Here is a 12644-nt window from a genome sequence, read left to right as displayed (position 1 = left end):
CATGGATTTCGTCTGCCCCTTTGGAGTGCCCCATGGCCTCTTCCGCTGCTTCCGCCCCCGACACTGCGCTTCTCAAGACGCCGCTGTACGACCTCCACGTGGAGCTCGGCGCCCGCATGGTGCCCTTTGCCGGCTACTCGATGCCGGTGCAGTACCCCGCCGGCCTGATGGCCGAGCACAAGCACACACGCGACGCGGCCGGCCTGTTCGACATTTCCCACATGGGCCAGCTGCGCCTGGTCGGCCCCGACGCCGCAGCGGCTTTCGAGACCCTGATGCCGGTCGATGTGATCGACCTGCCCGCCGGCAAGCAGCGCTACGGCCTGCTGCTGAACGACGAGGGCGGCATCCTCGACGACCTGATGTTCTTCAACGAAGGCAACGGCTCGCTCTTCGTGATCGTCAACGGCGCCTGCAAGGTGGCCGACATCGCCCACATCCAGCAGAAGATCGGCGCGCGCTGCGAGGTGCAACCCCTGCCCGACCACGCCCTGCTCGCGCTGCAGGGCCCGCAGGCGGCGGCCACGATGGCGCGGCTGTCGCCCGGCATCGAGCGCTTCGTGTTCATGACCGGCGGCGCGGTGCAGATCGGCGGCATTCCGGCCTTCGTCACCCGCAGCGGCTACACCGGCGAAGACGGTTTCGAGATCTCGGTGGCGGCCAAGGACGCCGAGGCGCTGGCCCGCCTGCTGCTGGCCCAGCCCGAGGTGAAGCCCGTCGGCCTGGGCGCGCGCAATTCGCTGCGCCTGGAAGCCGGCCTGTGCCTGTACGGCAACGACATCGACACCACGACCACGCCGGTCGAGGCCTCGCTCAACTGGGCGATGCAGAAGGTGCGCCGTGCCGGTGGCGCGCGCGAAGGCGGCTTTCCGGGCGCCGCGAAGATCCTGGCCCAGCTCGCCGCGGCCGCCCCGGGGGCCGCCGGCCACACCGACCATGACACGCTCAAGCGCAAGCGGGTGGGCCTCGTCGCGCTCGAACGCATTCCGGTGCGCGACGGCACGGTGCTGCAGTCCTTCGAGGGCCACGACATCGGCATCGTCACCAGCGGCCTGCTCGGCCCCACGGCAGACCGCTGCGTGGCCATGGGCTACGTGGCCACCGCTTTCGCGGAGCCGGGCACGCGCCTGCAGGCCATCGTGCGCGGCAAGCCGGTGCCCATGGAAGTCTCGACCCTGCCTTTCGTGCCGACGCGCTATTTCCGCGGCTAGGCTCTGCACCCCCGAATCATTTTTTCCACGAGGAGTTTTCCATGAGCATCAAGTACACCAAGGACCACGAATGGGTGTCGGCCGAAGGCGGCGCTGCCACCGTCGGCATCACCGTGCATGCGCAGGACGCGTTGGGCGACGTGGTGTTCGTCGACCTGCCCGAAGTCGGCAAGACCTTTGCCCAGGGCGAAGTCGCCGGCGTCGTCGAGTCGGTCAAGGCCGCCGCCGACGTGTTCATGCCCGTGTCGGGCGAGATCGTCGAAGTGAACGAAGCGCTGCGCGCCGACCCCTCGCTCGCCAACAGCGACCCGCTGGCCAGCGGCTGGTTCTTCAAGGTCAAGCTGAGCGAACCCGCGCAACTCGACGCCCTGCTGGACGCGGCCAGCTACGACAAGTTCGCCGCCGAATCCTAGAAATGTTCGCCCCTCGGCTTGCCACTTCGTGTGCTTCGCCATCCCCCATGGGGAAGGCGCGGCCCGCCTTGGGGCGGCCCGGCGGCGACCGCTGAGCCTTTCTTCTTTTTTTAGCCGATCCATCACGCCATGCCGACGCCCGCCCTTCCCTCTTTGCAAGAACTAGAGAACGCCGAAGAATTTCTCGCCCGCCACATCGGCATTGATGCGGCGGACGAGGCGCGCATGCTGCCGGTGATCGGCTCGGCCACGCGCGCGGAGCTCATCGACGGCATCGTGCCGGCGGCCATCCGCCGCGCCAAGCCGATGCGGCTGCCCGCGCCGGTGACCGAGGCCGACGCGCTGGCCGAGCTGAAGGCGCTGGCGTCGAAGAACAAGGTGTTCAGGAGCTTCATCGGCCAGGGCTACTACGGCACGCACACGCCGGGCGTGATCCTGCGCAACGTGCTCGAGAACCCCGCCTGGTACACGGCCTACACGCCCTACCAGGCCGAGATTTCGCAGGGCCGCATGGAAGCCCTGCTCAACTTCCAGACGATGGTGTGCGACCTCACGGGCATGGCCATCGCCAACGCGTCGATGCTCGACGAAGCCACGGCCGCGGCCGAAGCCATGACGCTGGCCAAGCGCAGCGTCAAAAGCAAGAGCAACGTGTTCCTGGTGTCGGGCGACTGCCACCCGCAGACCATCGAGGTCATCAGGACGCGCGCCGCGCCGCTGGGCATCGAGGTCAAGGTGAGCACCGTGTCGGAAACGCTGCCGCTGCTGATGGTGAGCGGCGAGTTCTTCGGCGTGCTCGCGCAGTACCCCGCCACCACCGGCCATGTGCATGACCTGCGCCCGCTCGCGGGCCATGCGCACCAGTGCGACGCCGCCCTCATCGTCGCGGCCGACCTGCTGGCGCTCACGCTGCTGGTCGCCCCCGGCGAGTTCGACGCCGACATCGTCTGCGGCACCACGCAGCGCTTCGGCATGCCGCTGTGCAACGGCGGCCCGCACGCCGCCTACCTGGCCTGCCGCGATTCGTTCAAGCGCTCGCTGCCGGGCCGCCTGGTGGGCGTGAGCGTCGACGCGCACGGCCAACCGGCCTACCGCCTGGCGCTGCAAACGCGCGAGCAGCACATCCGCCGCGAGAAGGCCACGTCCAACATCTGTACCGCGCAGGTGCTGCCGGCCGTGGTGGCCAGCATGTACGCCGTGTACCACGGGCCCGACGGCCTCACGCGCATCGCGCAGCGCGTGGCGGCGCTCACCGCCGTCCTGTCGAAGGGCCTGTCGCAGATGGGCCGCGAGCCGGTCAACGGCACCGCCTTCGATTCGCTCACCGTGAGCACGGGTGACGACACGCAGGCCATCCTGGAACGCGCGCAGGCCGGCGGCGTCAACCTGCGCCAGCGCCTGCAGCACCACCTGGGCATTTCGCTGGACGAGACCACCACGCGCGCCGACGTCGAGACGCTGTGGGCGCTGTTCGTGCCTGCCGGCACCGCCATGCCGCGCTTCGACGACCTGGCCGCCAGCGCCACGCCGCTGATCCCCGAGGACCTGCGCCGCACCAGCGCCTTCCTCACGCATCCGGTGTTCAACACCCACAAGAGCGAAACCTCGATGCTGCGCTACATCCGCAGCCTGTCCGACAAGGACCTGGCGCTCGACCGCAGCATGATCCCGCTGGGCAGCTGCACGATGAAGCTCAACGCGACCAGCGAGATGATCCCGATCACCTGGCCCGAGTTCGCGAACATCCATCCCTTCGCGCCGGCCGACCAGCTGCAGGGCTACGCCCAGCTCGACGCGCAACTGCGCGCTTGGCTGTGCGAGGCCACCGGCTACGCGGGCATCAGCCTGCAGCCCAACGCGGGCTCGCAGGGCGAATACGCGGGCCTGCTGGCCATCAAGGGCTTTCATGAAGCCCAGGGCCAGGGCCATCGCAACATCTGCCTGATTCCGTCTTCCGCCCACGGCACCAATCCGGCCAGCGCGCAGATGGTCGGCATGCAGGTGGTGGTGACGGCCTGCGACGCGCAGGGCAACGTCGACATGGACGACCTGAAGCGCGCCTGCGAAAAGCACGGCGCCCACCTGGCCGCCGTGATGATCACCTACCCCAGCACGCACGGCGTGTTCGAGACGCGCGTGAAGGAACTCTGCGAGCTGGTGCACGAGCACGGCGGGCGCGTGTACGTGGACGGCGCCAACATGAACGCGCTGGTCGGGGTGGCCGCGCCGGGCGAGTTCGGCGGCGACGTGAGCCACCTGAACCTGCACAAGACCTTCTGCATTCCGCACGGCGGCGGCGGACCGGGCGTGGGCCCGGTGTGCGTGGTCGAAGACCTGGTGCCGTACCTGCCAGGCCATGCGACCGCAGGTGTGGCTTCGCATGGCGTGGGGGCTGTGTCTGCCGCGCCGCTGGGCAATGCGGCTGTTCTGCCGATCAGCTGGATGTACTGCCGCATGATGGGCGCCAAGGGCCTGCAGGCCGCGACCGAGACGGCCATCCTCAGCGCCAACTACATCAGCGCACGCCTGAAGGACCACTACCCCACGCTGTACGCGAGCCCCAACGGCCACGTCGCGCACGAGTGCATTCTGGACCTTCGCCCGCTGAAGGACACCAGCGGCGTCACCGCGGAAGACGTGGCCAAGCGCCTCATCGACTACGGCTTCCACGCGCCCACGCTGAGCTTCCCGGTGCCGGGCACGCTGATGGTCGAGCCGACCGAGAGCGAGCCGCTGGTCGAGCTCGACCGCTTCATCGACGCGATGATCGCCATTCGCGGCGAGATCCGCCGCATCGAGGAAGGCGTCTGGCCGAAGGAAGACAACCCGCTCAAGCACGCACCGCACACCGCGGCCAGCCTGCTCGGCACGGAATGGGCACACCCGTACTCGCGCGAACTCGGCGCGTTCCCGCTGGCCGAACTCAAGAACGCGAAGTACTGGCCACCCATCGGCCGTGTGGACAACGTGTACGGCGACCGCAACCTGTTCTGCAGCTGCGTGCCGGTGGGCGACTACAAGGAAGCCGAAGAGGCCTGAAACGGACGCGGTGGCGGCGCCTGAAAACGCCGCCGCACCGCGATCCTCAGCCCTTCTTTTTTGCCACCTCGCCCGTGGCAACCTGCTGGCGCAGCCCGCGCAGGCTGGCCTTCACCTTGCGCTCGTTCTCCGGCCCCATGCGCACCATGATCTTCTGGCCGGCAGACATCGACTGCAGTTGCGGATCGACGTACTCGTAGCGCACCCACGGCCGTTGCGAGGGCACGTCGCCCTTCACCTCGACCAGCCGCACCAGCACCGGGCCCGTGGGCTCGGGCGCCTGTAGCAGGTGGTCGATCACGGCGATGAGCCGGTCGTTGAAGTAGCGCCCCGGGTAACCCAGCTCTTCATACGCCTGCTGGAACAGCGGATACAGCCTGGCGTACACGGCCGCGGCCTTGGCCGGGTCGATCGACTGCGCCAGCAGCACGACGGCGTTGTAGCGCGCGGCGTTGTTGGCCGAGATGGCCTGCGTCTCGCCTTCCCCTTCGGTGATGAAGCGCTGGCCCGTGGGCTGCACCGGCCATGCGTTGGCCGGCGCCTGTTCGCGCGCGAGGTTGTCGACGGTGGCCACGAAGCGGTGCACGATGCCGTCCGAACGCAGGAAGGCCTCGGCGTTCTTGGCGCCCAGCAACTCGGCCAGGGCCTTCATCACGCGCGAATCGGAGTCGGCCAGCTTGGGCAACGCGGCGTCGGGCGGCGCCAGTGCGTCGACCGGGTTCTGCGGCCCCTTGGGCTCGGCAGCGGCATGCGGCGGTGCGGCCGGCGCGTCATTGGGCGCCGCAGCCACGGGCGCGGGCTCGACGGGTGGCTGCTGTTGCTGCTGGTACCAGCGCCAGCCGAAAAATGCGGCCGCAAGCAGCACCAGCACGGCCACGACGATGGCGCCCGTGGGCGTCTCGCGGCGGGGTCGGAAGTCGGGGGCGTCGCGGGCGTCGCTGTCGGGCATGGGTCGGGTTCCTTTTCGAGGAATGTCAGGGGTGGCGAAGGGCCATGGTGCACCAATTCGGGTGGCGGGCAAGCCCTGGCGAGGTAACGCCCTGTGAGCGCAGGGATGTGCGCGCGCTTCGCTCAGTCCAAGGGTTTTCCCTGTTTGCATACGAATGCAAGCTTTCGACATTGCATTCGTATGCAACACCCAACCTGAAGGCAAAGCGAATGATCAGATACCTCAAGCGCGGCAAGGACGTGCAAGTCCGGGCCGACGACGACGCCAAGGTGCGCGCCACCGTCGAAGGCATCATCAAGGACGTGGAAGCACGCGGCGATGCGGCCGTGCGCGACTACAGCCGCCAGTTCGACAACTGGAACCCCGCCGACTTCCGGCTCTCGGACGACGCCATCGAGAAGGCGCGCAAGAGCCTGTCGGCGCGCGAGATCGAGGACATCGCCTTCGCGCAGAAGCAGGTGCGCAACTTCGCGCAGATCCAGCGCGACTCGATGAAGGACGTCGAGGTCGAAACCTATCCCGGCGTCGTGCTCGGCCACCGGCACATCCCCATGGATGCCGTGGGCTGCTACATCCCCGGCGGCAAGTACCCGCTGCTGGCCTCGGCCCACATGAGCGTGCTGACGGCCAAGGTGGCGGGCGTGAAGCGCATCGTGGCCACCGCGCCGCCCTACCAGGGCGCGCCGCACCCGGCCATCGTCACCGCCATGGCCATGGCAGGCGCCGACGAAATCCTGGTGCTGGGTGGCGTGCAGGCCGTGGTGGCCATGGCCGTGGGCACCCAGACCATCGCCCCGGTCGACATGCTGGTGGGCCCCGGCAACATGTACGTGGCCGAAGCCAAGCGCCAGCTCTACGGCCGCGTGGGCATCGACCTGTTCGCCGGCCCGACCGAGACGCTGGTGATCGCCGACGACACGGCCGACGGCGAGATGTGCGCGGTCGACCTGCTGGGCCAGGCCGAGCACGGCCCCACCTCGCCCGCCATTTTGCTGACCACGAGCGAGCAGCTTGCGCACGACACCCTGGCCGAGATCGAGCGGCAGCTGAAGATATTGCCCACCGCCGCCATCGCCGCCGTGAGCTGGGCCGAGTACGGCGAGGTGATCGTCTGCGACACGCAGCAAGAGATGCTGCAGAAGGCCAACGAGCTGGCCTTCGAGCACGTGCAGGTGCTTACGCGCGACCCCGACTACTTTCTTGCGCACATGACCAACTACGGCGCCCTGTTCCTCGGCCCGCGCACCAACGTGAGCTTCGGCGACAAGGTCATCGGCACCAACCACACGCTGCCCACCAACCGCAACGCGCGCTACACCGGCGGCCTGTGGGTCGGCAAGTTCTTGAAGACCTGCACCTACCAGAAGGTGCTGACCGACGAGGCCAGCGCGCTCATGGGCGAGTACTGCTCGCGCCTGTGCCACATGGAAAACTTTGCCGGGCACGGCGAGCAGGCCAACCTGCGCGTGCGCCGCTACGGCACGCGCGCCGAGGTGCCGTGGTACCAGCCGGTCCCGGCGCTGTCGTGATGGGTGCGCTGCCCCGCTCGCCGGGCTTTCGTGTCGATGGCCAGCGCGCGCTGGTCACCGGCGCGGGGCGCGGCATCGGCCTGGCCGCGGCGGCGGCGCTGGCGCGCGCCGGCGCCCACGTCACCCTGGCCGCGCGCTCGCAGAACGAGTTGCGCGAAGCCTGCGAACTGATCCGTGCCGATGGCGGCGCGTGCGACTGGCTGGTGCTCGACGTGACCGACCCGGCCGCCGTGACCGCCGCGCTGGGCGCCGTGGCGCCGTTCCAGGTGCTGGTCAACAACGCGGGCCTCAACCGGCCAAAGCTGCTGGTCGACGTGCAGGACGAAGACATCGACGCGGTGTTCGACCTGAACGTGAAGGCCACCCTGTATGTCACGCGCACGGTCGCGCGCGGCCTGCTCGCGGCGAAGCTGCCTGGCTCCATCGTCACCATCTCCTCGCAGATGGGCGTGGTCGGCAGCCCGCGCCGCACGCTCTACTGCGCGAGCAAGCATGCCGTCGAGGGCATGACCAAGGCGCTGGCCTGGGAACTGGGCCCGGCGAACATCCGCGTCAACACCATCTGCCCCACCTTCATCGAGACCGCGATGACGGCGAACATGTTCGCCGACCCCGCGTTCCGCGGCTGGGTGACCGAGCGCATCGCGCTGGGCCGCCTGGGCCGAACCGAGGAGATCATGGGCGCGGTGGTGTTCCTGGCGAGCGAGGCATCGAGCCTCATGACCGGCAGCGCGCTGATGCTCGACGGCGGCTGGAGCGCGGCATGAGGTCCAACGCCACCGCGCAGGACGTGGCCAGGCTCGCCAACGTGTCGCAGTCGGCCGTGAGCCGCACCTTCACGCCCGGCGCCAGCGTGTCGGAAGACACGCGCGCCCGCGTCATGATCGCTGCCAAGTCGCTGGGCTACCGGCCCAACGCCATGGCACGCAGCCTGATCACGCGGCGCAGCCGCATCATCGCGCTGGTCATGGGCTACCTGGAGAACCAGTTCTATCCGCTGGTGATCGAGAAGCTCTCGCAGAAGCTGCAGAAGCAGGGCTACCACGTGCTGATGTTCATCAGCGACGGCGACGAGACCGACGGCGTGCTCGACGAGATCCTGCAGTACCAGATCGACGGCATCGTCATGGCCTCGGCCATGCTGTCGCCCGACCTCGCGCGCCAGTGCGCCGACTCGGGCGTGCCGGTGGTGCTGTTCAACCGCGTGCCCGACACCAGCGCCTTCGCGCGCCACACGACCAGCTCGGTCACCTCCGACAACCGCGAGGGCGGTCGCATGGTGGCCGAGTTGCTGCTCGCGCGCGGCCACAAGCGCATCGCGTTCCTTGCGGGGCTGGAGAAGTCGTCGACCAACCTGGAGCGCGAGCGCGGCTTCAACGACGCGCTCGCGCAAGCCGGCGTGTCGGTGTTCCGCCGCGAGGTGGGCCACTACAGCTTCGAGCGCGCACGCGACGCGGCACGCGCCATGTTCGCCGACGTGCCCGCCACCAAGCGCCCCGACGCCGTGTTCGTGGCCAACGACCACATGGCCATCGCCGTGATGGACGTGCTGCGCCACGAACTCGGCCTGCGCGTGCCCGAGGACGTGAGCGTGGTCGGCTTCGACGACGTGCCGCAGGCCGCCTGGGGCGCCTACCGCCTCACGACCGTGGTGCAGGGCGTGGAGCCGATGGTCGAGGCCACGGTCGAGCTGCTGCACGAACAGATGCTGGACGACGCGCAGCCGCGCAACGTGGTCATTGCGTGCCGCGTGGTCGAGCGCGACTCGGTGCGCCCGGCGCGCCCGCCAAAGGCGCCAAGCCCGCGTGCGCCGCGAGGCAAGACAACCGTTTCGAAGCCCGCCTGAGCGGGCCACATCCATCCATCCAGGAGACAACCCCATGAGCCCCCGAATCCGCCCCACAGTGCTGACCGCACTTGCACTTTCCGCACTCACGGCCTTGGCCACCATGGCCGGCGTTGCCCACGCGCAGCCGGCCGGCTGGCCCACCAAGCCGATCAAGTACGTCGTGCCCTTCTCGCCCGGCGGCGTCTCCGACGGCGTGGCGCGGCTCGTCGCCCAGCACCTGGGCGAGCGCCTGGGCCAGCCGGTGATCATCGACAACCGCCCGGGCGTGTCGGGCATCGTCGGCACGCAGGCCGTGGCGCGCGCGCCGGCAGACGGCTACACCGTGATGGGCGGCACCATCACCACGCACGCGGTCAACCCCTTCTTCAACAAGAACCTCGGCTACGACCCGGTGAAGGACTTCGTGCCGGTCAACCTCGTGGGCATGGTGAGCAACGTGCTGGTGGTGCCGGAGGGCAGCCGGTTCAATTCGGTGGCGCAGGTGGTGGCCGAGCTCAAGGCCAAGCCCGACAGCCTCACCTACGGCACCGCCGGCCCCGGCACCTCGCAGCACCTGTCGGGCCAGCTGTTCGAGAACATCACGCACACGCGCATGCGACAGATCGTCTACAAGGGCGGCTCGCAGGCGATCGTCGACCTGGTCGGCGGGCAGATCGACATGGTGTTCGAGACCGTGGCGGCGGCCCGGCCGATGATCGACGGCAAGCGCGTGAAGGTGCTCGGCGTGACCGCGGCGAAGCGGCTGGCCAGCCTGCCCGGCGTGCCCACGCTGGCCGAGGCGGGCGCGCCGAACTTCGAGATGCAGTCGTGGCAGGGCGTGTTCGCGCCCGCCGGCACGCCCAAGCCGGTGGTCGAGCGGCTGGCGCGCGAGATTGCCGCCATCGTCGCGATGCCCGATGTGCAGGACAAGCTGCGCGGCCTGGGCGTTGAGCCCGACGGCCGCACGTCGGAGGCCTTCACGGCCTTCCAGCAGGCGGAGATCGTGAAGTGGGGCAAGGTCATCAAGGACGCAGGCATCCAGGCCGAATGAGGAACACAGCATGAAGCACACACCCCACACACCCATGACACAGCTGCGCCGCACCGCATGGCGGGCGGCCGCCGCGCTGGCCTTCGTCGGCGGCATCGGCAACTTCGCCGCGGCACAGACGGCCGCCGGCCCGGGCGGCTACCCCGCCACCGGCCGCGTCACCATCGTCGTGCCCTTCGCACCGGGCGGCGCCACCGACATCGTCGCGCGCCTGGTGGCCGAAGAACTCGGCAAGCGCTGGGGCACGGCCGTGGTGGTCGACAACCGGGCCGGCGCGGGCGGCGGCATCGGCACCGAGTTCGTCGCGCGCGCCAAGCCCGACGGCTACACGCTGCTGCTGGGCACTCAGACCGCGCTGTCGGTCAACCCCACGCTGCTGAAGAAGCTGAGCTACAACGTCGACAAGGACTTCGCGCCCGTCACCGAGCTCGCGAGCACGCCGCTCGTGCTGCTGGCGGGCAACAAGTCGGGCGCCACCGACGTGAAGTCGCTGGTTGCGGTCGTCAAGGCGAAGCCCGATGCGGTGTCGTACGGCTCCAGCGGCAACGGCACCTCGCAGCACCTCACGGCACTGATGTTCCTGAACCGCATCGGCGGCAAGGCGGTGCACGTGCCGTACAAGGGCAGCAGCCAGTCGCTGGTCGACTTGGCGAGCAACCAGATCGACATGCAGTTCGACAACATGAGCACCGCGCTCGCGTTCGCCAAGAACAACCAGGCCAAGGCGCTGGCCGTGACCAGCGCCGCGCGCTCGCCACTGGCGCCCGAGCTGCCAACGGTGGCCGAATCGGGCGTGCCCGGGTTCGAGGCCGCGACCTGGCTGGGCCTGCTCGCGCCGGCCGCGACGCCCGCGCCTGTGGTCACCTGGCTCAACGCCGAGGTCGTGGCGGTGCTGCGCACGCCCTCGGTGGTCGAGCGGCTGGGGGCGCAGGGCTTCACGCCCAAGCCGATGACGCCGCAGGCCTTTCGCAAGTTCATCCAGGACGAGACGCTGAAGTTCGCCGAGCTCATCAAGACCAACCACGTGAGCATCGAATGAGCACGGCCGACCAACCCCTCCATCCGACCCACCCGCTGGACACGCGCCTGCCCGCCCTGCTCAGGAGCGGCCAGCGCCTGCGCGGCCTGTTCAATTCGCTGCCCAGCCCCGCCATCGTGGAGATGTGCGGCTACGCGGGCTTCGACTTCGTCATCCTCGACAACGAGCACGGCAGCGCCAACCTGGAGACCACCGAGCACATGCTGCGGGCCGCACGCGCGAGCGGCATCGTGCCCGTGGTGCGCTGCCTGCGGCACGACATCTCGCGCGTGCTCGACATGGGCGCCAGCGGCGTGCAGATTCCCATGGTGGGCAGCGCGGAAGAAGCGCGCGACCTGGTGCAGCAGGTGCGCTACCCGCGCACGGGCCGGCGCGGCAGCGCGTTCAGCCCGCGTGCCGCCGGCTACGGCGCCTTTCCCGGCGTGGCGCACACCGAGCGCAGCAACGCGGGCGTGGCGCTGATCGTGATGATCGAGACGCCGCAAGCCGTCGAACAGGCCGCCGAGATTGCGGCCGTGCCCGGCGTGGATGCCGTCTTCGTCGGACCGAACGACCTCTCGCATGCGATGGGCTTCGACAACAACTGGAAGGCGCCCGAGGTCGAAGCGGCCATCCAGCGCGCGCTGTGCGCCATTCGCGACGCGGGCAACTGCGGCGGCGTGATCGCGCTCACGCCGGACGACGAGGCGAAGTACGCCCAGTGGGGCGCGCGCTACTTCGCGAGCACCACCACGGGGCTCATCACGCAGGCCTTCCAGCAGGCCTCGGGTGCCGGCGGGCGAAGGCCTGCGGCGGCAACGCTCGGCTACTGACGCGGTGGAATCGACAGTCGCGCCGCGCGTGCCCGACCCGTCGTCTAGGTGCCGGTCGGCGCGCTCAGCGACTGCAGCCACGCCACCGTGGCCTGCAGTTCGGCCGGACGCAGCTCGTGCGCACCCGGAAAGTCCGCGCCCGACAGCGCCAGCGGCAGCGTGCGTGCCAGGTCGCGCGTGACCTGCGCGGCGCTCGGCGGAATCACGTTGTCGGCGCTGCCATGGCTCACCCACAGCGCCTTGCCTTCGAAGGCCTCGGGCGCCGCCACCTGCGGCACCACCTGCGACAGCAGCCGGCTGTGCCACACCATCGCGGCACGCACGGTCTTGGGCTTGGTCAGCAGCAGCGACAGCGCCATGATGCCGCCCTGGCTGAAGCCGCCGACCACCACGCGCTCGGGCGGCACGCCGAGTTGCTGCGCGGCGGAGGCGATCATTTCGCCGATCAGGAAGCGGCTTTCGCGCTCCTGCACTTCATCGATCTGCCGCTCGCCATTGGGCAGCACCTGGAACTCGAACCACGCATAGGCGTCGGGCGACAGCACGTAGGGCGCGCGCAGGCTCAGCACGTGAAACTGCGGGGGCAGCATGCGCGCCAGGCCGAACAGGTCCTGCTCGTTGCTGCCGACGCCGTGCATCAGCACCAGCAGCCAGGGCTCGCGCACGGAGGGCTGGGCGGGGTGTTCGAGGAACTTGAGGGGCAGGTGAAGTTGGGTCATGGGTCAAACGCTCGGGTCGTGCAGGGTCGATGTGAAAGATTCGATGCGGATGTC

General features: G+C 69.3%; 11 protein-coding genes. 9 read left to right on the top strand and 2 right to left on the bottom strand.

Going from position 1 to position 12644, the window contains the following annotated elements:
• The first annotated feature begins 32 nt into the window (after nt 1-32).
• From gcvT to gcvP, 3 genes are all read left to right on the top strand, one after another.
• On the top strand, nt 33-1211 hold the full coding sequence (gene gcvT, locus ACSFBM_RS21085) for a glycine cleavage system aminomethyltransferase GcvT (RefSeq protein WP_435486120.1): 1179 nt from the start codon (nt 33-35) through the stop codon (nt 1209-1211).
• Nucleotides 1212-1252: 41 nt separating this feature from the next.
• The gene (gcvH, locus tag ACSFBM_RS21080) at nt 1253-1624 is read left to right on the top strand and encodes a glycine cleavage system protein GcvH (protein WP_435439389.1); all 372 of its coding nucleotides are present in this window, start codon (nt 1253-1255) and stop codon (nt 1622-1624) included.
• A 129-nt stretch (nt 1625-1753) separates the two neighbouring features.
• Nucleotides 1754-4663 (top strand): aminomethyl-transferring glycine dehydrogenase, encoded by a 2910-nt coding sequence (gene gcvP / locus ACSFBM_RS21075; RefSeq protein WP_435486119.1) that lies wholly within the window; start codon nt 1754-1756, stop codon nt 4661-4663.
• A gap of 46 nt (nt 4664-4709) precedes the next feature.
• Here gcvP and ACSFBM_RS21070 read toward each other — a convergent pair whose 3' ends face one another.
• Nucleotides 4710-5612, bottom strand: a complete 903-nt coding sequence (locus ACSFBM_RS21070) for a DUF3014 domain-containing protein (RefSeq protein ID WP_435486118.1) — start codon at nt 5610-5612, stop codon at nt 4710-4712.
• Nucleotides 5613-5821: 209 nt separating this feature from the next.
• Between ACSFBM_RS21070 and hisD the strand changes: the two genes are divergently transcribed.
• From hisD to ACSFBM_RS21040, 6 genes are read left to right on the top strand one after another with little or no spacing between them, the layout of a single operon-like run.
• Nucleotides 5822-7141 carry a histidinol dehydrogenase gene (hisD, locus tag ACSFBM_RS21065; protein ID WP_435486117.1) on the top strand — a complete coding sequence of 440 codons (1320 nt, stop codon included), beginning with the start codon at nt 5822-5824 and terminating at the stop codon, nt 7139-7141.
• On the top strand, nt 7141-7908 hold the full coding sequence (locus tag ACSFBM_RS21060; protein WP_435486116.1) for an SDR family NAD(P)-dependent oxidoreductase: 768 nt from the start codon (nt 7141-7143) through the stop codon (nt 7906-7908). The genes hisD and ACSFBM_RS21060 overlap by 1 nt, the downstream gene beginning before the upstream one ends.
• Nucleotides 7905-8987 carry a LacI family DNA-binding transcriptional regulator gene (locus ACSFBM_RS21055; protein ID WP_435486115.1) on the top strand — a complete coding sequence of 361 codons (1083 nt, stop codon included), beginning with the start codon at nt 7905-7907 and terminating at the stop codon, nt 8985-8987. Before ACSFBM_RS21060 ends, ACSFBM_RS21055 begins: the two co-directional genes overlap by 4 nt.
• 34 nt (nt 8988-9021) lie before the next feature.
• Complete coding sequence (locus ACSFBM_RS21050; protein ID WP_435486114.1) at nt 9022-10020, top strand: Bug family tripartite tricarboxylate transporter substrate binding protein; 999 nt, start codon at nt 9022-9024, stop codon at nt 10018-10020.
• 10 nt (nt 10021-10030) lie between these two features.
• Complete coding sequence (locus ACSFBM_RS21045) at nt 10031-11059, top strand: Bug family tripartite tricarboxylate transporter substrate binding protein (RefSeq protein WP_435486113.1); 1029 nt, start codon at nt 10031-10033, stop codon at nt 11057-11059.
• A complete protein-coding gene (locus ACSFBM_RS21040) occupies nt 11056-11871 on the top strand; it encodes an HpcH/HpaI aldolase family protein (RefSeq protein ID WP_435486112.1) in 816 nt (271 codons plus the stop codon). Before ACSFBM_RS21045 ends, ACSFBM_RS21040 begins: the two co-directional genes overlap by 4 nt.
• A gap of 44 nt (nt 11872-11915) precedes the next feature.
• Here the strand turns inward: ACSFBM_RS21040 and ACSFBM_RS21035 are convergent, their stop codons facing one another.
• Nucleotides 11916-12590, bottom strand: a complete 675-nt coding sequence (locus ACSFBM_RS21035) for an alpha/beta hydrolase (protein ID WP_435486111.1) — start codon at nt 12588-12590, stop codon at nt 11916-11918.
• Nucleotides 12591-12644: the final 54 nt, after the last annotated feature.

The sequence above is a fragment of the Variovorax pasteuri genome (genome assembly GCF_051216435.1).
Lineage (GTDB): Bacteria > Pseudomonadota > Gammaproteobacteria > Burkholderiales > Burkholderiaceae_C > Variovorax.
Note: the sequence above shows the minus strand (reverse complement) of the source record. Positions and strands in the feature narration are given on the sequence as shown.

What these genes read in the sequence shown, in the direction of transcription:
- gcvT (WP_435486120.1), top strand. Translation starts at nt 33, where the DNA reads ATGGCCTCTTCCGCTGCTTCCGCCCCCGACACTGCGCTTCTCAAGACG.
- gcvH (WP_435439389.1), top strand. Translation starts at nt 1,253, where the DNA reads ATGAGCATCAAGTACACCAAGGACCACGAATGGGTGTCGGCCGAAGGC.
- gcvP (WP_435486119.1), top strand. Translation starts at nt 1,754, where the DNA reads ATGCCGACGCCCGCCCTTCCCTCTTTGCAAGAACTAGAGAACGCCGAA.
- ACSFBM_RS21070 (WP_435486118.1), bottom strand. Translation starts at nt 5,612, where the DNA reads ATGCCCGACAGCGACGCCCGCGACGCCCCCGACTTCCGACCCCGCCGC.
- hisD (WP_435486117.1), top strand. Translation starts at nt 5,822, where the DNA reads ATGATCAGATACCTCAAGCGCGGCAAGGACGTGCAAGTCCGGGCCGAC.
- ACSFBM_RS21060 (WP_435486116.1), top strand. Translation starts at nt 7,141, where the DNA reads ATGGGTGCGCTGCCCCGCTCGCCGGGCTTTCGTGTCGATGGCCAGCGC.
- ACSFBM_RS21055 (WP_435486115.1), top strand. Translation starts at nt 7,905, where the DNA reads ATGAGGTCCAACGCCACCGCGCAGGACGTGGCCAGGCTCGCCAACGTG.
- ACSFBM_RS21050 (WP_435486114.1), top strand. Translation starts at nt 9,022, where the DNA reads ATGAGCCCCCGAATCCGCCCCACAGTGCTGACCGCACTTGCACTTTCC.
- ACSFBM_RS21045 (WP_435486113.1), top strand. Translation starts at nt 10,031, where the DNA reads ATGAAGCACACACCCCACACACCCATGACACAGCTGCGCCGCACCGCA.
- ACSFBM_RS21040 (WP_435486112.1), top strand. Translation starts at nt 11,056, where the DNA reads ATGAGCACGGCCGACCAACCCCTCCATCCGACCCACCCGCTGGACACG.
- ACSFBM_RS21035 (WP_435486111.1), bottom strand. Translation starts at nt 12,590, where the DNA reads ATGACCCAACTTCACCTGCCCCTCAAGTTCCTCGAACACCCCGCCCAG.